This is a genomic window from Streptomyces sp. V3I8 (assembly GCF_030817535.1).
Taxonomy (GTDB): Bacteria; Actinomycetota; Actinomycetes; order Streptomycetales; family Streptomycetaceae; genus Streptomyces.
In genome coordinates this window covers 8,329,044-8,350,132 of record NZ_JAUSZL010000002.1, presented here as the reverse complement: position 1 = coordinate 8,350,132, position 21,089 = coordinate 8,329,044, and the positions used below count along the sequence as shown (strand labels likewise).

The 21,089-nt window shown below is 73.5% G+C and carries 15 protein-coding genes; 8 read left to right on the top strand and 7 right to left on the bottom strand.

Features of this window, described 5'->3' with window-relative positions; translation table 11 throughout:
* Positions 1–96: 96 nt before the first annotated feature.
* Complete coding sequence (locus QFZ75_RS36890) at positions 97–1,854, top strand: PP2C family protein-serine/threonine phosphatase (RefSeq protein WP_307543778.1); 1,758 nt, start codon at positions 97–99, stop codon at positions 1,852–1,854.
* Positions 1,855–1,892: 38 nt separating this feature from the next.
* Here QFZ75_RS36890 and QFZ75_RS36885 read toward each other — a convergent pair whose 3' ends face one another.
* Together QFZ75_RS36885 and QFZ75_RS36880 are read right to left on the bottom strand one after the other, a co-directional pair.
* Entirely contained in the window at positions 1,893–2,369 is a 477-nt protein-coding gene (locus QFZ75_RS36885) for a MarR family winged helix-turn-helix transcriptional regulator (RefSeq protein WP_307543777.1), read from the bottom strand.
* A 309-nt stretch (positions 2,370–2,678) separates the two neighbouring features.
* Positions 2,679–3,647, bottom strand: coding sequence for an alpha/beta hydrolase (locus QFZ75_RS36880; RefSeq protein ID WP_307543776.1), 969 nt, complete (start codon positions 3,645–3,647; stop codon positions 2,679–2,681).
* Between the two features lie 293 nt (positions 3,648–3,940).
* Here QFZ75_RS36880 and QFZ75_RS36875 point away from each other — a divergent pair, with 293 nt between their 5' ends.
* From QFZ75_RS36875 to QFZ75_RS36865, 3 genes are all read left to right on the top strand, one after another.
* Positions 3,941–4,360: a MarR family winged helix-turn-helix transcriptional regulator gene (locus tag QFZ75_RS36875; RefSeq protein ID WP_307545051.1), complete on the top strand. Its 420-nt coding sequence runs from the start codon at positions 3,941–3,943 to the stop codon at positions 4,358–4,360.
* Between the two features lie 173 nt (positions 4,361–4,533).
* A complete protein-coding gene (locus tag QFZ75_RS36870) occupies positions 4,534–7,341 on the top strand; it encodes a beta-L-arabinofuranosidase domain-containing protein (RefSeq protein WP_307543775.1) in 2,808 nt (935 codons plus the stop codon).
* 32 nt (positions 7,342–7,373) lie between these two features.
* On the top strand, positions 7,374–7,955 hold the full coding sequence (locus QFZ75_RS36865; RefSeq protein WP_307543774.1) for a GNAT family N-acetyltransferase: 582 nt from the start codon (positions 7,374–7,376) through the stop codon (positions 7,953–7,955).
* A gap of 21 nt (positions 7,956–7,976) precedes the next feature.
* Here the strand turns inward: QFZ75_RS36865 and QFZ75_RS36860 are convergent, their stop codons facing one another.
* The 3 genes from QFZ75_RS36860 to QFZ75_RS36850 all read right to left on the bottom strand — a co-directional run bounded on the left by QFZ75_RS36860 (position 7,977) and on the right by QFZ75_RS36850 (position 10,393).
* Entirely contained in the window at positions 7,977–8,957 is a 981-nt protein-coding gene (locus QFZ75_RS36860) for an NADPH:quinone reductase (RefSeq protein ID WP_307543773.1), read from the bottom strand.
* Position 8,958: 1 nt separating this feature from the next.
* Entirely contained in the window at positions 8,959–9,522 is a 564-nt protein-coding gene (locus tag QFZ75_RS36855; RefSeq protein WP_307543772.1) for a PadR family transcriptional regulator, read from the bottom strand.
* An 88-nt stretch (positions 9,523–9,610) separates the two neighbouring features.
* Positions 9,611–10,393, bottom strand: coding sequence for a thioesterase family protein (locus tag QFZ75_RS36850; protein ID WP_307543771.1), 783 nt, complete (start codon positions 10,391–10,393; stop codon positions 9,611–9,613).
* Between the two features lie 129 nt (positions 10,394–10,522).
* Here QFZ75_RS36850 and QFZ75_RS36845 point away from each other — a divergent pair, with 129 nt between their 5' ends.
* The 4 genes from QFZ75_RS36845 (at position 10,523) to QFZ75_RS36830 (ending at position 19,196) form a co-directional block, all read left to right on the top strand.
* On the top strand, positions 10,523–11,473 hold the full coding sequence (locus QFZ75_RS36845; protein WP_307543770.1) for a TauD/TfdA family dioxygenase: 951 nt from the start codon (positions 10,523–10,525) through the stop codon (positions 11,471–11,473).
* Between the two features lie 154 nt (positions 11,474–11,627).
* Positions 11,628–15,425: a S8 family serine peptidase gene (locus QFZ75_RS36840; protein ID WP_307545049.1), complete on the top strand. Its 3,798-nt coding sequence runs from the start codon at positions 11,628–11,630 to the stop codon at positions 15,423–15,425.
* 121 nt (positions 15,426–15,546) lie between these two features.
* Positions 15,547–16,551: a LuxR family transcriptional regulator gene (locus tag QFZ75_RS36835; RefSeq protein WP_307543769.1), complete on the top strand. Its 1,005-nt coding sequence runs from the start codon at positions 15,547–15,549 to the stop codon at positions 16,549–16,551.
* 296 nt (positions 16,552–16,847) lie between these two features.
* Positions 16,848–19,196, top strand: a complete 2,349-nt coding sequence (locus tag QFZ75_RS36830) for a M4 family metallopeptidase (RefSeq protein WP_307543768.1) — start codon at positions 16,848–16,850, stop codon at positions 19,194–19,196.
* A 123-nt stretch (positions 19,197–19,319) separates the two neighbouring features.
* On the opposite strand, the gene QFZ75_RS36825 is transcribed toward QFZ75_RS36830, so the two are convergent.
* A complete protein-coding gene (locus QFZ75_RS36825; protein WP_307545047.1) occupies positions 19,320–19,964 on the bottom strand; it encodes a DUF6629 family protein in 645 nt (214 codons plus the stop codon).
* 218 nt (positions 19,965–20,182) lie between these two features.
* The gene (locus tag QFZ75_RS36820) at positions 20,183–21,082 is read right to left on the bottom strand and encodes an endonuclease/exonuclease/phosphatase family protein (protein ID WP_307543767.1); all 900 of its coding nucleotides are present in this window, start codon (positions 21,080–21,082) and stop codon (positions 20,183–20,185) included.
* Between the last annotated feature and the right edge of the window lie 7 nt (positions 21,083–21,089).

Sequence of the window (21,089 nt, the reverse complement as noted above, 5' to 3'; positions counted from 1 at the left end):
CGCCGTGAGCACGCGTGGCACGGACCGATCCGCCCGGCCCGTACGGGACGGCAGCGCCGTCGCCCTACCCGGCCCCGTCCCGTCGGACTGCACACCATGACTCGTACCTGGCACATCACCACCGTCACCGACGCCGCGCGGGCCCGGATCGGCACGGCCCGCCTGGCCGCCGCGTACGGGGTGCCCGCCCTGGAGCGGACCCGGCTGACGGCCGCCCTCAGCGCGCACCTGCGCCAGTGCCTCACCAAGGGCGGCAGCTGGCGGCTCGACCTGGAGACGGCCGCGGCACCGTCCGGGGACGGTCTGCTGCGGGCCGTCGTGACCCCGTGCGACGACGCGGACCCCGAGGGGCGGGAGCCGTGGCGGACGGCCGTCACCTGCCCCCGGGGCGCGGAGGCGACAGATCCCGGGCCCGTGGCGGACGATCCGCAGACGCTGGCCGAGGGACTGCTGGGCGCCGACGAGGACACGGTCCTGGTGCTGGAGAAACTGGGTGAGCAGGAACTCCTGGTCACCTCGCACCGGGAGGAGCTCGACCAGACCAACCAGGGTGTACTGGCCCTGCACGCCGAACTGGACGCGGCGGGCCAGGCCCAGCGCGACCTCTTCGCCGCCGAGCGGAAGGCGCGCACGGAGGCCGAGACCGCGCGCCGCAGGCTGACGTTCCTGGCCGACGCCAGCGCCGTGCTGACGGCCTCGCTCAACCACGACGAGATCGTCCGCCGCCTGGAGAACCTCCTCGTCCCGAAGTACGCCCGCGGTGTCGACGTGTGGCTCTTCGACGACGGGGACGAGGAACAGCAGAACGTCCCGAGGCCGACCGCCGCCGTGGTCGCGGCCCGCAGCGGGCGCCCGCAGTACGCCGCCGACCATCCGGGCGGGCTGCCCGGCGTGGACGACCAGCCGCCCGCCACCCCGCACTCCGACGGGCCCCTGCTGTGCGTCCCGCTGGGGACGCGGCGGGAACCGCTGGGGGTCCTGACCCTCTCGCCGCCCGATGCGCGGTGGGACGCCGACGACGCCGTCATGCTGATCGAACTCACCCGCCGGGCCGGCATCGCCATCGACAACGCCCGGCGTTTCGAGCACAACCGCGACATCGCCGAGACCCTGCAGCGGGCCCTGCTCACGGACCTGCCCACCACCCCGGGACTGCACCTGGCCGCCCGCTACCTGCCGGCCACCCACGGCCTGAACATCGGCGGCGACTGGTACGACGCCTTCCGCCAGCCCGACGGCAGCCTGATCACCGTCATCGGCGACGTGACCGGCCACGGGCTGCACGCCGCCGTCATGATGAGCCAGCTCCGCACCGCGCTGCGCGCGTACGCCGTCGACGGAGGCACCCCGGGGCAGCTCCTCACCCGGCTGCACATCTTCCTGCACCACCTGCAGCCCGACCTGTACGCCACCGCCGTCATCGCGCGCTTCCACCCCGACGACCCGACGCTCACCTGGGCCGCCGCGGGCCACCCGCCGCCCGTGCTGCGCACCCCCGACGGGCAGGTGCACACGCTCGACGCCAAGCCCGGCGCGATGCTCGGCATCCCGCTGGAGCAGAAGATCCTGGACCACACCGTGACCCTCGCGCCGGGATCGACCCTGGCGCTCTACACGGACGGGCTGGTCGAGCGGCGGGCGCAGGGCATCGATCCCGGCATCGAGCGCCTCGCCGCGGCGCTCGGGACCTTCCGGTCCGCCGACCTCGACGCGGACCTGGACGGCTCGGCGGACCTGCTCCTGAATCCGCTGCTGCGCGACTCCGAGCGGGACGACGACGTGTGCCTCCTGCTCTGCCACCTGCACAGCCGGGCGGCCGAGATGGCCCGCACGCCCGTCAAGCTGGCCTTCTGACCGTAACAGCCCTCCCCCGGTCCTCCCGGTCCGGCGCCCTAGCCGTTCGCGGGCGGCTGCGGCCGGGCGAGGGCACGGGCCCGGTGGAAGGCGTGCAGTCCGTGCCGCAGGGAGTCGCGCTCGCTCTGGGCCATCGCGTCGAACACGCCGCTCAGGCGCAGTGTCCGGCGCTCGGTGACGTCCGCCAGGAGCCGGCGCCCCCGCGAGGTGACCAGCAGCTGGACCTCACGGCGGTTGTGCGGCTGGACGGTCCGCTGCAGCAGCCCCACGGCTTCGAGCCGGTCGCACAGACGGCTCGCGGTGGGCAGCGCCACGCCCAGGTGTTCGGCGAAGGCGGTGAGGTTGAGCTCGGGCAGCCGGTGAACGGTCTGCAGCGCCAGCAGCTGCCGCGTGGACATGCGCGGGGTGCCGTCCTCGGCCGCCGCGGACCACAGTGCCACCAGGCTCTCCACCGCGTCGAGGACCTGTGCGGCGAACGTGTCCGGCACGGGAGCGGGTGCCTGTTCTCGATCCATGGCGCGGTCAGCGTCCGCGAGCCGTGCGGGGACGGTTCGGCGCCCTGCGGGGACGACGGGGGAAGGCGCCCCGCCGGGTTGGGCCGCGGTCCGGCACGGGGGTGTTCACACGCACTTCTCTTTCGGTCGGCTCCGGCCTGGACGGTTGTCGTGTACGTCGGCCCTACCCGAAGAACCGGACCGTACACGGACTGATCGGTTCCAATAAGTGCCCGCCGGGGTCCGGAAGCCACGAACGGCCCGGCCCGCCCCCTCCCGCGTGCGTGGTACGGGAGGGGGCGGGCCGGGCCGTCGCCGGTGGTTCGGGGGTCAGCCGGTGGCCAGGGCGCTCTTCAGCACGGCGATCGCCTGGGCGATGGCGGCTTCGGCGGCGTGGGTCTCGCGCAGCGCGTTGAGCATCACGAAGTCGTGGATGACGCCCTGGTAGCGGACGGCGGTGACGGGGACGCCGGCTTCGCGGAGCTTGTTGGCGTACGCCTCGCCCTCGTCGCGCAGGACGTCGGCCTCACCGGTGACGACCAGGGCCGGGGGCAGGCCGGTGAGCTGCTCGGTGGTGGCGCGCAGCGGGGAGGCGGTGATCTCGGCGCGCTGCTTCTCGTCGGTCGTGTACTGGTCCCAGAACCACTGCATGCCGTCGCGGCGCAGGAAGTAGCCCTCGGCGAACTGGTGGTAGGAGCCGGTGTCGAAGGAGGCGTCGGTGACCGGGTAGAACAGCACCTGCTGGACGAGCGCCACGTCACCGCGCTCCTTGGCCATCAGGGTCAGGGCCGCGGTCATGTTGCCGCCGACCGAGTCGCCCGCCACCGCGATGCGGGAGGCGTCGAGCCCGTGGTCGGCGCCGGCGGTGACGACCCACCGGGCGACGGTGTAGTTCTGCTCGATGGCCACCGGGTAGCGGGCCTCGGGCGAGAGGTCGTACTCGGGGAAGACGACCGCCGCGCCGGTGCCGACGGCGAGCTCGCGCACCAGGCGATCGTGGGTGTGCGCGTTGCCGAAGACCCAGCCGGCGCCGTGGATGTAGATGATCACGGGGAGGGTGCCGGTGGCTCCGGCGGGGCGGACGATCCGCGTACGGACCTCACCGGTGGGGCCGCCGGGGACGGTGATCCACTCCTCGTCGACGGCCGGCTTGGCGATGTCGCCCGACTGCACCTCGTCGACGGCCTTGCGGCCCTCGGCGGGGGCGAGATCGAAGAGGTAGGGCGGATTCGCGGTCGCTTCGGCGAAAGCCGCCGCGGCGGGCTCCAGGACGGGACGGCTGCCGGTCGTGTCGGTCATGACGGACTCCTCGGATCTGGTGCCGTGGGGACGCTCCGTCGGCGGACCTCGCCGGGAGTGGCGGCACAACCGTGACAGTAGCTCGCGATTAAGTCGCGCGCAACCTATTAGGGCACGATACGATCGGGGGGACTCGACGATAGGGTGGAGATCACCGAGCGGGAGTACGCGGTACGCAACAGGCGCGGGCGGGCACACGGACTCGGCGCACGGACACAAGGAGGTAGGCCGTGAGCACTGCCGGAGCCGGATCGACACCGGAGGGGCCGCCCCCGCCGGCGCGGACGGGTTCACTGCTGCTGGACGACCAGCTCTGCTTCGCCCTCTACGCGGCCTCGCGGGCGGTCACCGCCCGCTACCGCCCCCTGCTGGACGAGCTGGGCCTGACCTACCCCCAGTACCTGGTGATGCTGGTGCTGTGGGAACAGGACTCGATCTCCGTACGCGACCTGGGCACCGCCCTCCAGCTGGAGTCCAGCACCCTCTCCCCGCTCCTCAAGCGCCTGGAGGCGAACGGCCTGCTGCGGCGCGAGCGCCGGACGGACGACGAGCGGTCCGTCGCCCTGCGGCTCACCGACGCCGGGGTGCGCCTCCAGGAGCGGGCGGACGCGGTCCCCCTCGCCATGGGCGACGCCATGGGACTGACCCCCGAACAGGACGCCATGGCCAAGCAGTTGCTCCGCCTGCTGACGGCCAACGTCAGCGCCTTCTAGGACCCCGGCGCGTCCTCCACCGGAACCGGCCGTGCCGTAAGCGTTGACGTGCTCGCTTCATATACCTATGTTCTGGTCGACTTCCCGCACGTCGTGCGGTATTTCGAACGCCCTGCGAGCTCGGTCGGGCCGCTCCCCGACGAGGTCGTCCCCCGCGCAGAGACGAGGAACGCATGGCACCCGCCCTCCCCAGACGCACCCTCCTCCGGGCCGCCCTGCTCGCGACCGCCGCTCCGGTCATGGCCCATACGGCCGGCGTCGGCCGGGCCGCCGCCGCCACGCCGCCGCCAGCACCGGCCGCCTGGACACTGCGGCCGTTCGAGCTGAAGGACGTACGGCTCGGCCAGGGGATCTTCGCCACGAAACGGCAGTTCATGCTCGACCACGGCCGCGGCTACGACGTGAACCGGCTGCTCCAGGTGTTCCGTGCCAACGCCGGCCTCCCGACGGGCGGCGCGGTCGCACCGGGCGGCTGGGAGGGCCTGGACGGCGAGGCCAACGGCAATCTCCGCGGCCACTACACCGGCCACTTCCTGAGCATGCTGTCGCAGGCGTACGCGAGCACCGGGGACCCGGTGTACGCCGACAGGATCCGGACCATGATCGGGGCGCTCACCGAGGTGCGCACGGCCCTGCGCGGGGCACCGGCGGTGCTGGGCACCGCAGGGAGGTTCGGTACCGCCGCCGAGAACGTGCGCGGCTCCCACCAGTACGTGGCCCTGCCGCCCGGCGTGCTGAACGGCTCCGCCGCGATCACCCTGTCCGCCTGGGTCAAGCCCACCCACGACGCCGCCTGGACGCGGGTCCTCGACTTCGGCGACGGCACCACCCGGTACCTGTACCTGGCCGCCCGCAACGCGAGCGGCGTACCGCGGTTCGCGATCACGACCGGCGGCCCCGGCGCCGAACAGGGCCTCGACGGCACCGCCGCGCTCTCCCTCGACCGGTGGAGCCATCTGGCGGTCACGGTCTCCGGCGGCACCGGCACCCTCTACGTCGACGGCACCCGGGTCGCCCGGAACACCTCGATGACCCTCGATCCGTCGTCGCTCGGCACCCCGGCGAACAACTGGCTGGGCCGCTCGAACTTCGACGACCCGGTGTTCGCGGGCGCTTTCGACGAGTTCAACGTCTGGTCACGGGCGCTGACCGCCGCCGAGATCACGTCCCTGCAGAGCAACCGCGCCGCCGCCTCCGCCGCGGGCCGCGGCACGCTGGCCTCGTACGCCTTCGACGAGACGACCGGCGGGACCTTCGCCGACGCCTCCGGCCGCGGGCTGACGGCCACCCTGCGCCGGACCTGGGGCGGCCCGAGCCACCCCGGGTTCCTCGCCGCCTACCCGGAGACACAGTTCATCGACCTGGAGTCGAGGACCGCCTCCGACTACACCAAGGTGTGGGCGCCCTACTACACGGCGCACAAGATCCTCAGAGGCCTGCTGGACGCCCACCTCGCCACGGACGACGCCCGGGCGCTCGATCTCGCGTCGGGCATGTGCGACTGGATGCACTCCCGGCTGTCCAAGCTGCCCGACGCCACCCTGCAGCGGATGTGGGGCATCTTCTCCAGCGGCGAGTTCGGCGGCATCGTCGAGGCGATCGTCGACCTGTACGCGTTCACCGGCAAGGCCGACCACCTCGCGCTGGCGAAGCTGTTCGACCTCGACAAGCTCATCGACGCCTGCGCCGCGGACACCGACACGCTCGACGGCCTGCACGCCAACCAGCACATCCCGATCTTCACCGGCCTGGTCCGGCTGTACGACGCGACGGGCGAGGCCCGCTACCTCACCGCCGCGAAGAACTTCTGGGGCATGGTCGTCCCGCACCGGATGTTCGGCATCGGCGGCACGAGTTCGGCCGAGTTCTGGAAGGCCCGCGGGATCGTCGCGGGAACGATCGGTGACACCAGCGCCGAGACGTGCTGCGCGTACAACCTGCTCAAACTGAGCCGGATGCTGTTCTTCCACGAGCAGGACCCCAGGTACATGGACTACTACGAGCGGACCCTCTACAACCAGGTGCTGGGCTCGAAGCAGGACACGGCCGACGCCGAGAAACCGCTGGTCACGTACTTCATCGGGCTGACCCCCGGCCACGTCCGGGACTACACGCCCAAGCAGGGCACCACCTGCTGCGAGGGCACCGGCATGGAGAGCGCCACCAAGTACCAGGACTCGGTGTACTTCAGGAAGGCCGACGGCAGCGCCCTGTACGTGAACCTGTACAGCCCGACCACCCTGACCTGGGCCGAGAAGGGCGTCACCGTCACCCAGACCACGGACTATCCGCGGGAGCAGGGCTCGACCCTCACCATCGGCGGCGGGAGCGCGGTGTTCGAACTGCGGCTGCGGGTGCCGTCGTGGGCGACGAACGGCTTCCGGGTGACCGTCAACGGCGCCGCGGTGAGCGGGACTCCGGCCGCCGGGACCTACTTCGCCGTCTCGCGGACCTGGCGCGGCGGTGACGTCGTGCGGGTCACCGTCCCCTTCCGCACCCGGGTCGAGAAGACCCCCGACGACCCCGGACTCCAGACCCTCTTCCACGGTCCGGTCAACCTCGTCGCCCGCACCAGCGGTACCGGCTATCTGCGGTTCGGGCTCCACCGCAATGCCGCGCTCTCCGGCGACCTGCTGCCGAGCCTCGCCCCCGTGTCCGGCCGCCCCCTGCACTACACGCTCGACGGCACGGAGTTCGCCCCGTTCTTCGAGGGCACCGAGGACCCCACGCACGCCTACTTCCGGCGGTCCGAGCCGAAGGTCGTCCTCGGCGGCACCGACTCGGGCGTCGCCAACCCCGCCGGGAGCGACGGCACGACCCTTCTCGACGAGATCTGGGCCGGCGCCCCGTTCGCCACCAAGGCCGCGCTGGTCGCCCGGGTGCAGAGCACCGTCACCTCCTGGGTCTCGGCGGGTCTGCTGTCCCGGTCCGACGGCCAGAAGGTGGTGACGACGGCGCAGAACGCCTCGTACGTGTCCTGAAGGATCCGTGGCGGGCGTGGGACGATCGGGGCATGCTGCTGGAGACCCCCAGGCTCGTCCTGCGCCGCTTCCGTGCCGCGGACGCGGCGCCGCTGGCCGCCTACCGGTCCGATCCCGCGGTGGCCCGCTTCCAGAGCTGGACCCCGCCCGTGTCCCTCGACTCGGCCGCCCGCACCGTGCGGGCGCTGGCCGAGGGGTCGCCACGGGAGCCGGGGTGGTTCCAGTACGCGGTCGAGCTCCGGGCCGACCGCTGTCTGGTGGGGGACGTCGGGGTCCGGCTGCACGAGAACCTGATGCAGGCGGAGATCGGGTTCACGCTGGCCGGTGACCGGCAGGGGCACGGTTATGCCGCCGAGGCCGTGGGCGCGGTGCTCGACGACCTGTTCCGGCGCGGGCTGCACCGGGTCTGCGCCGAGTGCGACGCCCGCAACACCCGTTCGGCCCGGCTGCTGCGGCGGCTCGGATTCGTGCAGGAGGGGCTCCTGCGGCAGGCCACCTGGATCAAGGGCGAGTGGACGGACGACCTGCTGTTCGGCCTGCTCGCCACCGACCGGCGGCCTCCCCACGGGACCACCGGCCGGGAACTCCTCCACGGGCCCGGGACGGCCGACTAGGGCCGGGAGACCCCGCGGTACCTACCGGGGGACGTCGATCAGCACGCGGCCGCGCAGGCCGGCGTCCACGTGGTCGTGGGCCTGCGCGATGTCGGCCAGTGCGTAGCGGGCGCCGGTCGTGACGGTGAGCGCGCCCGCCGCCGCCACCGCGGTGAGGTCGCGGACGGCCTGCCGCCTGGCCGCCGCGGGGAAGTCGTCGCTGCCGAGCATGCGCAGCGTGACGTTCTTGAACAGCAGGGGCCAGAAGGGGAGTTCGGGGCGGTCCCGGCGGGTGGCGTACGCGGCGACGACCGCGTCGTCGGCGACCACGGCGCAGTCCAGATCGGCGTTGTCGGACAGGGCCACCTCGATGACGCGGTGCACGCCGCCGGGAGCGTGGGAGCGGATCGCGGCGGCCGGATCACCGGTGTCCAGCGCGACGGCACGGGAGACGAGAGCGGGGTCGACCAGGTCGAGGTCGGCCCCGCGCCGGACGGTGCCGACGACGGTGGCCCCGCCCCACCGGGCGAGTTGCGCGGCCAGCGAGCCGACGGCGCCCAGGACGCCGTGCACCAGCACGGTCCGGCCGTCGACCGGGCCGTCGGCGAAGACCGTGCGGTGCGCGGTGATGCCGGAGATGCCCAGACTCGCCCCGAGGTCGTCGCCGAGGTGGTCGGGCAGCGGCACGGCCTGCGCGGCGGGCACCACGGTGAACTGCGCGGCGGTGCCGAACGGCCGGTAGGACTGGGCCCCGTACACCCACACCCGTTGGCCGACGCGCAGTCCCCCGACGTCTTCGCCGACGGTGTCGACGACGCCGGCCGCGTCGCTGTGCGGGATCACCCGCGGGTACGGCATCGCCGAGCCGAGCCAGCCGCGCCGCTTCTTGGTCTCGCCGGGGTTGACCCCGCTGACGGTGACGCGGACGCGGACCTCGCCCGGCCCGGGGACGGGGTCGGGCAGTTCACCCACCCTCAGCACCTCGAAGGCCGGGCCCTGTTCGTCGTACCAGGACGCGATCACGTCAGTCCTCCAGTTCAGCGGGGGCGGGGGACGGTTCGTGCGTCCCCCGGTCGTCACCGAGCGCCTCGCGGAGCCAGGCCCGTTCGGCGCGGTTGGTGGCGCGGGCCGTGAGCAGCATGCCGCGCCGGTAGGGGTCGGCGACCTGCTCGGCGCGCAGCGGCGCGTCGGCGTCGTCGTGGAAGAAGGAGGCGGGCGCCTCGACGAAGGCGAGGCGGCGGCGCAGGACCGCGTGCCGCTCGGCGGTGCCGGGCAGCAGCGAGAGGAACGCCAGGACGGTGAACCACCGGGAGAGGTCGGTGATCTCGTGCTCGGCCGGCTCGCGCAGCCGCCCGAGCATCTCCTGGCGGCCCTCGTCGGTCAGGTTCAGCAGGTACCGGCCGCCGCCCGCCGCGGGGGCGGGGCGCCGCTCGATCAGGCCGGCCCGGGTCAGGCGGTTCAGCGCCGGGTAGAGCGTGCCGTCGCTGACCGGGCGGCTCCAGCCGGTCAGGCGTCCGAGGCGGCGGCGCACCTCGTGGCCGGGCAGGGGGCCTTCGGCGAGGAAGCCGAGGATCGCGAGTTCGAGCATGCCTCCAGCGTCGCACACTCCACATCGAAACGATGTGAATATCGATTCGATGCGATCGTGGGTACGGTCGGGGGGCTCCGGACGGCGCCTACCGCGGCCGGACCGTGAGCATCTGCTGGGCGTGGCCGACGGGTCCCGCGACGTCGTGCAGGACCGTGCTGGTGATGCCCTGCCCGGTGGGGCCGAAGGTGACCGTGGTGTCGAGACCGGTCCAGCGGCCCTCGGGCTGCCGGTGGAGGTGGACGGTCAGGTCGACGTTCGGGAACATCCAGTCGGTGGGCGACTCGCGTACGGCGATGCCGTTGGCGGTGTCGACGAGGGCGAGGTAGGACGCGAGCGGGCCGACGGGCTCGCCGGCCACCAGGTCCAGGCCGGTGGAGACCCAGGCGGTCGTGCGGCCCGGCCGGGGCGGGGCGATTGGCCGGACGTCGAGGGAGGCGATGTAGCCGCCGGGCCACACGGACCCCAGCGGCCAGGAGGAGAGGCCCCCGGGCGCGGTGAGCGGGGCGGCGGCCCCGCCGGCGACGGCACCGGTGTCGGCGGCGGCGAGGAACCAGGCGCGGGCGCGCACGACGGGGCGGCCGGCGATGACGACGACGGCCTCGACCAGTTCGATGGTGCGGCCGGGCCGGATCGTCCCGACACGGATCTCGCACTCGTCGAGGGCGAGACGCCCCAGGATGTCGAAGCCGATCCGGGACAGGACCAGGCCGTTGTCCGGGCGCGCCGCCCTGTACCGGTCCATGGCGTGGACGACGAGACCGCCGAGCGGGCTGAAGTGCTGCTCGTCCGGGTCCCACGCGCCGCTCGCGTGGGGGGTGGCCTTGTAGCGGTGCTCGTCGATGGGCTCGTAGTAGCTGCCGGTGCTCAACGGGTGGGTTTCCTTTCGGGTCGGCCGTTCCAGAACGTACCCCGGCCCCCCGAGGCACCCTGTCGCACCCCCGGTGGGACAGGACATGCTTGCCGCGACGAGCCGCCACGCACGATCTACGGAGCGCACATGACGACGGACAGGGGTACGCGGATCGAGGTCCGGCCGGCCGCCGGGCACATCGGTGCCGAGATCACGGGCGTCGACCTGGCCGGGGACCTGGACGACACGGTGGTCGCCGGGATCCGGGCGGCGGTGCTGCGCTGGAAGGTGGTGTTCTTCCGCGGGCAGCGCCTGGACCACGCCTCGCACGTCGCGTTCGCCCGGCGGTTCGGCGAACCGGTCCGCCTCGGGAAACGCGGCGGCGCCTCCCCCGCCGGCGTCCCGGAGGTGGAGACGACCGCCGACCGGCTGGAGCTGGGCGGACGGTACGGCATGGAGCACGACGAGTGGCTGCGCAGGCGCCGCCACTCGCTGCTGCGCGGCTGGCACTGCGACCACGGCGCCCGGGTCGATCCGCCGGCCGCGACCGTCCTGCGCGCCGAGACCGTGCCCCCGTACGGCGGCGACACCACCTGGTCGAACCTGGCCGCCGCCTACGCGGGGCTCTCGGCCCCGCTGCGGGACTTCGTCGACGGGCTGCGCGCGGAGCACCGGCTGGGGGTCGGCTACCAGGCGCGGCCGGGCGAGGACGCGTACGTACGCCATCTCCTGGACCGGCAGATCGCGTCCGAGCATCCGCTGGTGCGGGTGCATCCCGAGACGGGCGAGCGCGTGCTGTTCGTCAACGGCTACTACGTCGAGCAGATCCTGGGCCTCTCCCGCTCGGAGAGCGCGCCGCTGCTGGAGATGCTGCTCGGGCAGGCGACCCGGCCCGAGTACACCGTGCGGTTCCGGTGGGAGCCGGGGAGCGTGGCCTTCTGGGACAACCGGGCCACCATCCACCTGGCGCCGGGCGACACGGCCCACCTCGACCAGCCGCGGATCATGCACCGGGTGATGCTCGCGGGCGACGTCCCGGTCGGTGTGGACGGCAGGCCCTCGACCGCGATCGTGGGGAGCGAACCGCACATCTGGTGAGGTGCCGGGGGCCCGGCCCGGCGCGGTGCCCCGGTGTCGCGCTTGCGACATGTCCCACCTGTGCCAGCGGAAACGGGTGACACGGCGATCGGTACCGCCGGATTCTGTCCAGCGCATGAACTTCTCTGCGCGTACGACGGAAGGCACGGCACTGATGAGACGGATCCGCCTGGTGGCGGCGATATCGACAGGACTCGCCCTGGCCGCCGGGGCCGTGGCGCCGGTCGCCGCCCGCACCGGTACGGCACCCGCGGCACCCGCGGCGGCCGGCGGCCCCGCGGCGAAGAGCCTCGGCACCGTTCACCTGATCACCGGTGACCGGGTGGCCGTGGGCACCGACACCGCAGGACGGCGGACCGCCTCGGTCACGCCCGCACCCGGACGACGGCACATCCTCTTCAGGACCTACGAACAGGACGGGCGGCTGACGGTCCTGCCCTCCGACGCCGGTGACCTGGTCTCGGCCGGTCTGCTGGACCGGAACCTGTTCGACGTGGACGCGCTGCTCGCCCAGCGGTACGACGAGGCGCACAGCGACGCGCTTCCCCTGATCGTGGCAGGCGCCGAGGGGGCCGCCGGCTCCGCCGTGCGGCGGCTGACCGGTCTCGCCGAGGACGGTTCGCCGGTCCGCCGGCTGGACAGCATCGGCGCGCGGTCCGTACGCGTCGCCGGGGAGGACCTCGGCCGGTTCTGGAAGCAACTGGCGCCCGACGAGGGCCGGGCGGGCACCGCACGGGCGGCCGGCACGCCGCGGGTGTGGCTCGACGGCCGGGTGCGGTCCACCCTGGACCGCAGCGTCCCGCAGATCGGCGCGCCCGCCGTGTGGAAGGCCGGCCAGCAGGGCGAGTCCGTCAAGGTCGCCGTGCTGGACACCGGCGCCGACCGGTCCCATCCGGATCTGGCCGGCCGGATCTCCGAGGCCCGGGACTTCTCCGGCAGTTCGGGGACCGGAGACGTGTTCGGGCACGGCACGCACGTCGCGTCCATCGTCGGCGGCAGCGGAGCCGCGTCGGGCGCGGGCAAGGGGGGCAAGGGTGTGGCGCCCGCCGCCGACCTGCTCGTCGGGAAGGTCCTCGGGGACGACGGCTTCGGCACCGAGTCCCAGGTGATCGCCGGTATGGAGTGGGCGGCGGGCACGGGCGCCAAGGTCGTCAACATGAGCCTGGGCTCGGACAGCCCGAGCGACGGCACGGACCCGATGAGCCTCGCGCTGAACGAACTCACCGAGCGCACCGGCACGTTGTTCGTCGTCGCGGCGGGCAACAGCGGCGAGCAGGGCACGGGCACCATCGGCTCCCCCGGCGCCGCGGACGCGGCCCTCACCGTCGGCGCGGTCGACCGCGACGGCGGCCTCGCCCCGTTCTCCAGCCGCGGCCCGCGGCCCGGGGACGACGCGGTCAAGCCCGACCTGACGGCGCCCGGCGTCGGCATCGTGGCCGCCCGCGCGGCCGGGACGACGATGGGCGACCCGGTCGACGCGCAGCACGTGGCGGCCTCCGGTACGTCGATGGCGGCCCCGCACGTGGCGGGCGCCGCCGCGCTGCTCGCCCAGCGGCACCCCGGCTGGAGCGCGGCGCAGCTGAAGGACGCGCTCGTCAGCACCGCCCGCACGGCGGCCGGCCAGGAGGTCACCGAGCAGGGCGGCGGCCTCGTCGACGTGGCCGCGGCGGCGCTGGGTCCGGTCACCGCCACGGGCACCGTCGCCCTGGGTCCGTTCACGACCGGCGACGGCGGGACACGTACGACACGGCTGCGGTACACGAACACCTCCGACGCCGACCTCACGCTCGCCCTCACCGCCCGGCTGGCCACGTCGGGAGGCCGTACACCCGCCCAGGGCTCGGTGGCGCTCGGCTCCGGCTCGGTCCGGGTGCCCGCCGGCGCCACCGCCGACGTCCCGCTGACGGTCGATCCGGCCCGGGTCCAGCAGGGCGACTACTACGGGTACGTGACCGCGGTCTCCGGCGACGGGAAGGTCACCGTGCACACCACGGTCAGCCTGGCCGTGCAGGGGCCCACGCACCGGCTCACCGTCAGGACGGTCGACCTCCAGGGCAAGCAGGTGCAGGCGCTGCCGACCATCTGGGGCGCCGACGGCTTCGTGGGCTACACCGGCACCGACCCGGCCGTCGCCGAGGTCGAGGAGGGCACCTACCAGCTGGACCACTCCTCCCTGGACCCGGCCGCCGACGGACAGGAACTGCGGCACGTGGTCCTGCCCGAGGTGAAGGTCACCAAGGACATGTCCGTGACCCTCGACGTGCGCAGGACGACCCTGGTCGACATCCGCACGCCCCGGCCGGCCGAGCAGCGCGGCATCCTCAGCTACCAGACGTACCGGAAGATCGACGGGCACAGCCTGCTCGAGGGCACGATGTACTTCGACGTCGGCAAGCGGCTGTACGTGAGCCCCACCTCCCAGGTCACCGACGGCACCTTCGAGTTCGCCTCGCGCTGGCAGTTCGCCGCGCCGCTCCTCGACATGACGGTGTCCGGCGGCAAGGGCGGCAAGGAGGCGCCGGACGCCTACTACATGCCCGCCTCGCCGCTCTTCGACGAGAAGGGAGAGCGCCTGACCGCGGTCGACGCGGGCGACGCCGCCGCGCCGGTCTTCCGGCGGGCGCGCGGGAAGCTCGCGGTCGTCACCGACGAACAGGGCGCCGACGAGAGGGAACTGGCCGAGCGGGCGGCGGCCGCCGGTGTCCGCGGCATCGTGCTGGTCCACTTCGGCGACGTCGCGTGGACCCGCTGGCGCCCGGACGGCGACCGCTGGGGCGTGCCGACCGTCAGGATCGGCAAGAGTGCGGGAACCGCCCTGCTGAAGCGGATCGGCAGGGGGAGCACCACGGTCGGGTTCACCGGCACCGCGCGCAGCCCGTACCTGTACGACATCATGCAGGTGTCGTCGCAGCGCGTCCCCGAGAAGGTCGTGCACACGGTGTCCGAGCGCAACAGCGCGGTCGTGAAGGCGCGGTACGCCGACAACGGCGGCGCGCGCTGGGCCGGTGAGCAGCGCTTCGCCCGGCGGCCCTACCAGGACACCGCCTGGCTGCAGTACACCCGCCAGGTGCCGACCGGCTTCGACCGGACCGAGTACGTGAGTTCGGGCGACACCGCCTGGCAGCACCTCGTGCACCACGAGACCACGTACGACGTGGACACACCGCTGCTCGTCGGCATGGCGGACGCCCCGCGCACCTACCGGGCGGGCGAGCGGACGGCCGACACCTGGCAGGGGGCCGTCGTGCGGCCGTCGATCCCACGCGGCACCACGACCCCGTCCGTGCGCTCGGGCGACGTACTGAGCCTGCGGATACCGGAGTTCACCGACTCGCAGGCAGGTCACCGGTCACGGCTGCTCGCGGGCGGCGGCGGCATCGGCACCTCCGGCGGAGCGGAGGCGGCGCAGAGCGACTCGGCCGCCGCCGTGCTGTACCGCAACGGGCGCAGGACGGCCGAGGCCGACGGCGGGTACGCGGACATCGAGGTCCCGTCCGGCGCCGCCGATTACCGGCTGGACCTCACCACCTCGCGGGTGTCGCCGGAGTGGGCGTACGGGACGGGCACCGAGACGTCCTGGTCGTTCCGCTCGGGCAGCACGGGCGCGGCGACGGCCCTGCCGCTGCTCCAGCTCGACTACGACGTGCCGGTCGACGCGTACAACGCCGTCCGCCCGGGCCGCACGCACACCGTCGGCCTGTCGGTCCGCGCCCAGGACGGTCTGGCCGCGCCGCGCGGGGTGAGCGTCCAGGTCGACGTCTCGTACGACGACGGCGAAAGCTGGAGCCGGGCCGGGGTGAAGGACCGCGGGCACAACGTGTTCGAGGCCGCCGTCAGGAAGCCGTCGCGGGTACGTGGTGACGCGTACGTGACACTGAGAGTGACGGCGCGGGACGCGGCGGGCGACTCCGTGCGGCAGACCGTGCAACGGGCCTACCTGCACCGCGGTTAGGCATTCCGGCGCATACCGGGGGTGGGCGGGGCGCAGGACGGCCCGCTCACCCTCACCGCCCGTAACACCCGTGCAGTACGGTGTCCGATCAGTGAAGCCGGTCGGGCTCGGGGAGGGCGCCATGACGCTGGGGGCTGCAGGGGTTTCGGACGCCGAGGAGTCCGTCTACCGGCATCTGGTGACGGCGGGCCAGGCGTCGGCCGGTGACGTCGCCGCGCGCACCGGGCTGAGCCCGGCCGAGGCCGAGGCGGTGCTCGACGCGCTGGCCGTCAAGGGCATGGCGAGCCACACCGACATGCTGCCCCGGCACTTCCGGGCCACTCCCCCGGACGTGGCGCTGATGCCCCGGCTGAAGCGGAACGCCGACGCGCTCGACCTCGCCCGTGCCGAGGCCACCGGCCTGCTGCAGGTGTACCGCGACACGATGCGCCGGCGCGACGCCAGCGAACTCATCGAGGTCATCACGGGCGCCGAGGCGCTGCGCCAGCACCTGCGCCAGATCCAGGCGAGCGCCCAGGACGAGATGCTCTGGTTCTGCAAGGCCCAGTACGTGGCGATGCCGTCGGGCAGCAACGACTCGGAGTTCGAGGCGCTGGGGCGCGGCGTGCGCTACCGGGTGCTGTACGAGAAGGCGTTCTTCGACGACGAGGGAGCCGTTGACAACGTTGTTGCGGGGGTGCGGGCCGGGGAGGTGGCCCGCGCCGTCCCGCATCTGCCGCTGCGGCTGGCGGTCGCGGACCGCGCCATCGCGGTCTGCCCGCTCGTGCCCGGCGGCCCCCAGGGCAGCCCCGACGAACCGACCGCCGCGCTGGTGCGGGACAGCAATCTGCTGGCCGCGCTCATCGCCCTGTTCGAGCGCTACTGGGAGGACGCCGTCCCGCTGGACGTCGACGACTCGGGCGCGGTCGCCGGGACGGAGGGGGTCGGCGGACCCGACCCGCTGTCCGCGGTCGACCGGCGTCTGCTCGCCCTGCTGGTGGCGGGGGTCACCGACAAGGCGGTGGCCACCCAACTGGGCCTGAGCCGCCGCACGGTGCAGCGGCACATCCAGCGCATGATGGAGCTGGCCGGCGCGGCGACCCGGATGCAGCTGGCCTGGCAGGCCGCCCGCCGGGGATGGCTGTGACGGGCACCGGACCGTACCGGCCACCGTCGGAAAATGGCCAAAGTGGCCGATGAAGGCCGTGTTGCCGGCACGTAAAGGCCCATGTGATCCACTGCGCGCGGCCGTGGACACGACGGCCGGCCGCTGACCGTATTTCGGACAACGATCTCCGCAATGGTGACAGCCGCGCCTGCCGCTGAAACGATCCAGTGACCGCACGGTCGCCACGCGCACCTCTCCCGCCGCAGGCCCGCCGGCCTCCGGTCCCTTGTTCTGATGGGCCGTCAGCAGACGGCCGACACATAGGAGTTGCAGCAGTGACGGACATCTTCCGTACGAAGGGGACGACATCGTCGTCCCCGAGTTCTCCACCAGCCCGCCGCTGCGGCCCCGGCCGCTCGCGCACGGCGGCGATCGCGGTCACCGCGCTGGTCGCGCTCACCGGTTCGACACTCCCCGCCTGGAGCGCCGGCCCCGGAGGCACCCGCGCGGACCGGGCGCCCCGGCAGATCGAGGCGGAGCCCAGACCCGGCGCCGAAACGGTCGGGCTCTCCGCGCCGCAGCGGAGGAAGCTGCTCTCGGCGGCGACCGACTCCCGTACGGACACGGCTCGTTCGCTGAAACTGGGCGCGCGCGAGAAGCTGATACCGAAGGACGTCGTCAAGGACGCCGACGGGACCGTCCACACCCGCTACGAGCGCACGTTCGCCGGGCTGCCCGTTCTCGGCGGTGACCTCGTGGTCCACGAGCGCGGCACCGCCCGCACCGTCTCCAGGTCGTCGCCGGCGACCGTCTCGATACCGACGACGAAGGCCACCGTGACGGCCGCGAAGGCGGCGCTGAAGGCGGCCGCGTCGCAGAAGACCGGCGAGGCCGCCGCGGAGGGCGCGCCGCGGCTCGTCGTCTGGGCGGGAGACGGGGTCGCCGAGCCCGTACTCGCCTGGGAGAGCCTGGTCACCGGCGTGCAGGAGGACGGGACGCCGAGCAGGCTGCGAGTGGTGACCGACGCGGACAGCGGCGCGCGGCTGGGAAGCTTCGAGCAGGTCCACTCCGGCACCGGGGCGAGCCGGTACAGCGGCACCGTGCAGGTCGGCTCCGTCCGCGACGGCGACCTCTACCGGCTGACCGATCCCCAGCGCGGCGGGCACACGACGTACGACATCAGCGCGGGCGGCAACGGCGTCCCCCTGACGGATGACAACGATGTCTGGGGCGACGGGACGCCCGCCGACCCGCAGACGGCCGCCGTGGACGCCGCCTACGGCGCGCAGCAGACCTGGGACTTCTACCACGACCGGTTCGGCCGCAACGGCATAGCCGACGACGGCGTCGGCGCCCGCTCCCGCGTGCACTACGGCAAGGGGTACGCCAACGCCTTCTGGGACGACCTCTGCTTCTGCATGACCTACGGCGACGGCCTGGACGACACCCGGCCGCTCACCGAACTCGACATCGCCGCCCACGAGATGACCCACGGCGTCACCTCCGCCACCGCGAACCTCACGTACTCCGGCGAATCGGGCGGCCTCAACGAGGCCACCAGCGACATCATGGGCACCGCCGTGGAGTTCTTCGCCGACAACGCCGAGGACGTGCCGGACTACCGGATCGGCGAGCTGGCCGACGTGCGCGGCACCGGAAAGCCCTTGCGGTACATGGACCAGCCGTCCAAGGACGCCTCCGCGAAGGGCACCTCGCAGGACCACTGGACCGAGCAGACCCGCAAGCTCGATCCGCACTTCAGCTCGGGCGTCGCCAACCACTTCTTCTATCTGCTCGCCGAGGGCAGCGGCGAGAAGACCGTCAAGGGCATCGCCTACGACAGCCCCACCTACGACGGCCTGCCGGTCGCGGGGCTCGGCCTGCACAACGCCACCAACGTCTGGTACCGGGCCCTGACCCGCTACATGACCAGCGGCACCGACTACGCGGGGGCCCGCACCGCCACCCTCCAGGCGGCCGCCGACCTGTTCGGCAGGTCCAGCGACGCGTACGAGGCGGTCGGCAACGCCTGGGCGGCCGTCAACGTCGGCCCGCGCTACGTCAACCACATCGCCGCGGCGACGCCCGCCGCCCGGGACTCCGCGGTCGGCCAGCCGACCAGCCGCCAGGTCGAGGCGACGACCACCCGGCCGGGCGCCCTGACGTACTCCGCCACCGGCCTGCCGGACGGCCTGTCCGTCGACGCCGCGACCGGGCTCGTCTCCGGCACTCCGGCGACCGCCGGCGCCTTCCCCGCCGCCGTCACGATCAGGAACTCCGCCGCGGAGACCCGCACACTGTCCTGGACCTGGACGGTGCTGGCCTCCGGCGGCGACCACTTCGTCAATCCCGCCCGCTTCGACATCCCCAACTGGCGCACGGTCGAGTCGCCGATCACCGTCACCGGCCGCGAGGGCAAAGCCGCCGGCGACCTCAAGGTCACCGTCGACCTGGTCCACGACTTCATCGGCGGCCAGGTCATCCACCTGGTCGGCGAGGACGGCACGGCGCTGCTCGTGAAGGACTTCGTCTGGGACACCGGTTCCGAACTGCACGCGACCTTCACGGTCGACGCGTCGGCGCTGCCCGCCGACGGCACGTGGAAACTGCGCGTCACGGACAACACACCAGGCATCTTCACGGTCGACCCGGGCTACCTGGACGGCTGGAGCCTCGACTTCTGAGCCCGCGCACGGCACCGGCCCCGTCCCGTCCCGCCCTGCCCGGGGCGGGACGGGACGGGGCGGGGCGGGCGTCTCCGGGCACGCCCCGCCCTGACCGCCCCGCCTTCAGCGTCCTCACCGCCCTCACCGTCCCGCGGACACACGGGCGCCATCCCGTGGCACGGACCGCTCCCGCACCCAGCGGTACAGCACCACCGAGCACAGCGCCGCGAACGCGCACCACGTCGAGATGAACTCCGCCCGCCACAGCGCCCAGCAGGTGGCCGCGCCGACGGCCACCAGGACGCCGAGGACGCGCAGGGTGCGGTCGCCGGAGAGCAGGAGGGCGCCGATCGTGGCCAGCAGGTAGCCCGCCACGAGCAGCTCGGCGCCGGGCAGGGAGACGGCGTAGCCGACGGTGCGACCGCGGATCTCGGCCGTCACGGAATGCGTGGCGAGGCGGTACGAGAGCACCGCCGCGGTGGCGAGTCCGGCGACGAGCGGAACCACCAGCCGCCGCACGGCACTCCTCGGCGCCACCCACAGCACACCCACCGGCACCCACACCGCGAGCAGCGGCAGGGCGATCGCCGCCCAGGCCACGGTGGCGGGTCCGGTGCCGCCGCCGGAGCGCCAGACCGAGGACTCGACGATCTGGTGGGCGCCCAGGAGCACGGGCAGCGCGGCCAGCGGCAGATCGGCCGGCCGGCGCGTGCGTGCCACGCAGGCCACGCCGACGGCGGCGACACCGCAGCCCGCCACGAGGTCGGCCGTCGCACTCCAGCACATCGCGCCACCAGGGGTCGTCCGTGTCACGGGGTCCGTGCCTGCCGTGATCACGCTATGGGCCCCGCCCCCGGACACCGCGGTCGATACGGCCGTTCGGACCCCTGCGGCGTCACGAGGGGGGGAGGCCGCCGACGCCCGGGGTACCGCCCCCGCGGCGTCCACCGTCCCGAGGCAGTCCGCTCACCCGCGTCGGGACCTGCTGCTCGTCCGGCCGTCGCTCATCCGGCGCCGGTCGACAGCTCGGCGTAGTAGAAACTGTGGTCGGAGTGGACGGTCCGGCGCACACCGGCGCCGTGCCACAGCCAGGTGCCCCGCGCACCCCAGGTGAACAGGTAGTCGAGCTTGCGGCCGTCGTCGTAGGTGGGGCGGGTGTACGGCGGTCCGGTCTCACGCGGGCCGCCCGCCTCGCTGCCGTCGCCGTACAGCACGTCCAGTTCCGGCGCGTCGGGCGGTGCGTTCAGGTCGCCCGCCAGGACGACCGGGCCCTCGGCGCCGAGCAGGTGGACGCCGTCCGGCCGCCATCCGTCATGGATGAACCCGGTCTGCGCCCGCCGTTCCCCGCCCTTCGTACCGCCGGCGATCAGGTGTGTGCTGCACGCCGTGACGGGCGGGCCCGGCCGGTCCGGCTCGCCCGGAGCACGGACGACGGCACAGACGATGCCCCGCTCGCCGCCCCTGCCGTCCGGGTTGGGCAGCAGGGCCGGCGGCAGGATCTCGGCGGCCGGGTGGAACAGGACCGTGTTCCCGTACGGTTGGCCGTCGGCGCACTTCGTACCGGTGTCGACGAACGCGCTGCGCATGCCCAGCTCCCGCGCGAAACGCTCCCCCTGGGCCCTGCAGACCTCCTGGAGGCCGATGAACAGCCACCGGTCGAGGTCGCCCGCCGTGAGGTCCCCGATGGCGTCGGCCTCGTCCCTGATCCAGTCGCCGGCGTCGCCCCGGTGGCCGATGTTCCCGTAGATGTTGAACGTGCCGACGTAGTGGCTCCGGGACATGTCCGGTACGGCCGCCGCGCCGGGCGCGGCGCCGCTGCGCGCGGGGAGTGCCACCAGGAGGCACATGAGGACCGTCACGATCGTCCTGGCCGCACCGCGCCCCCTCGTCCGACGCGTCGTCATGACGGGA

Coding starts and splice junctions, on each gene's coding strand:
- QFZ75_RS36845 (WP_307543770.1), top strand. CDS start 10,523: ATGACGACGGACAGGGGTACGCGGATCGAGGTCCGGCCGGCCGCCGGG.
- QFZ75_RS36890 (WP_307543778.1), top strand. CDS start 97: ATGACTCGTACCTGGCACATCACCACCGTCACCGACGCCGCGCGGGCC.
- QFZ75_RS36825 (WP_307545047.1), bottom strand. CDS start 19,964: ATGTGCTGGAGTGCGACGGCCGACCTCGTGGCGGGCTGCGGTGTCGCC.
- QFZ75_RS36840 (WP_307545049.1), top strand. CDS start 11,628: ATGAGACGGATCCGCCTGGTGGCGGCGATATCGACAGGACTCGCCCTG.
- QFZ75_RS36835 (WP_307543769.1), top strand. CDS start 15,547: ATGACGCTGGGGGCTGCAGGGGTTTCGGACGCCGAGGAGTCCGTCTAC.
- QFZ75_RS36855 (WP_307543772.1), bottom strand. CDS start 9,522: ATGCTCGAACTCGCGATCCTCGGCTTCCTCGCCGAAGGCCCCCTGCCC.
- QFZ75_RS36820 (WP_307543767.1), bottom strand. CDS start 21,082: ATGACGACGCGTCGGACGAGGGGGCGCGGTGCGGCCAGGACGATCGTG.
- QFZ75_RS36865 (WP_307543774.1), top strand. CDS start 7,374: ATGCTGCTGGAGACCCCCAGGCTCGTCCTGCGCCGCTTCCGTGCCGCG.
- QFZ75_RS36885 (WP_307543777.1), bottom strand. CDS start 2,369: ATGGATCGAGAACAGGCACCCGCTCCCGTGCCGGACACGTTCGCCGCA.
- QFZ75_RS36880 (WP_307543776.1), bottom strand. CDS start 3,647: ATGACCGACACGACCGGCAGCCGTCCCGTCCTGGAGCCCGCCGCGGCG.
- QFZ75_RS36870 (WP_307543775.1), top strand. CDS start 4,534: ATGGCACCCGCCCTCCCCAGACGCACCCTCCTCCGGGCCGCCCTGCTC.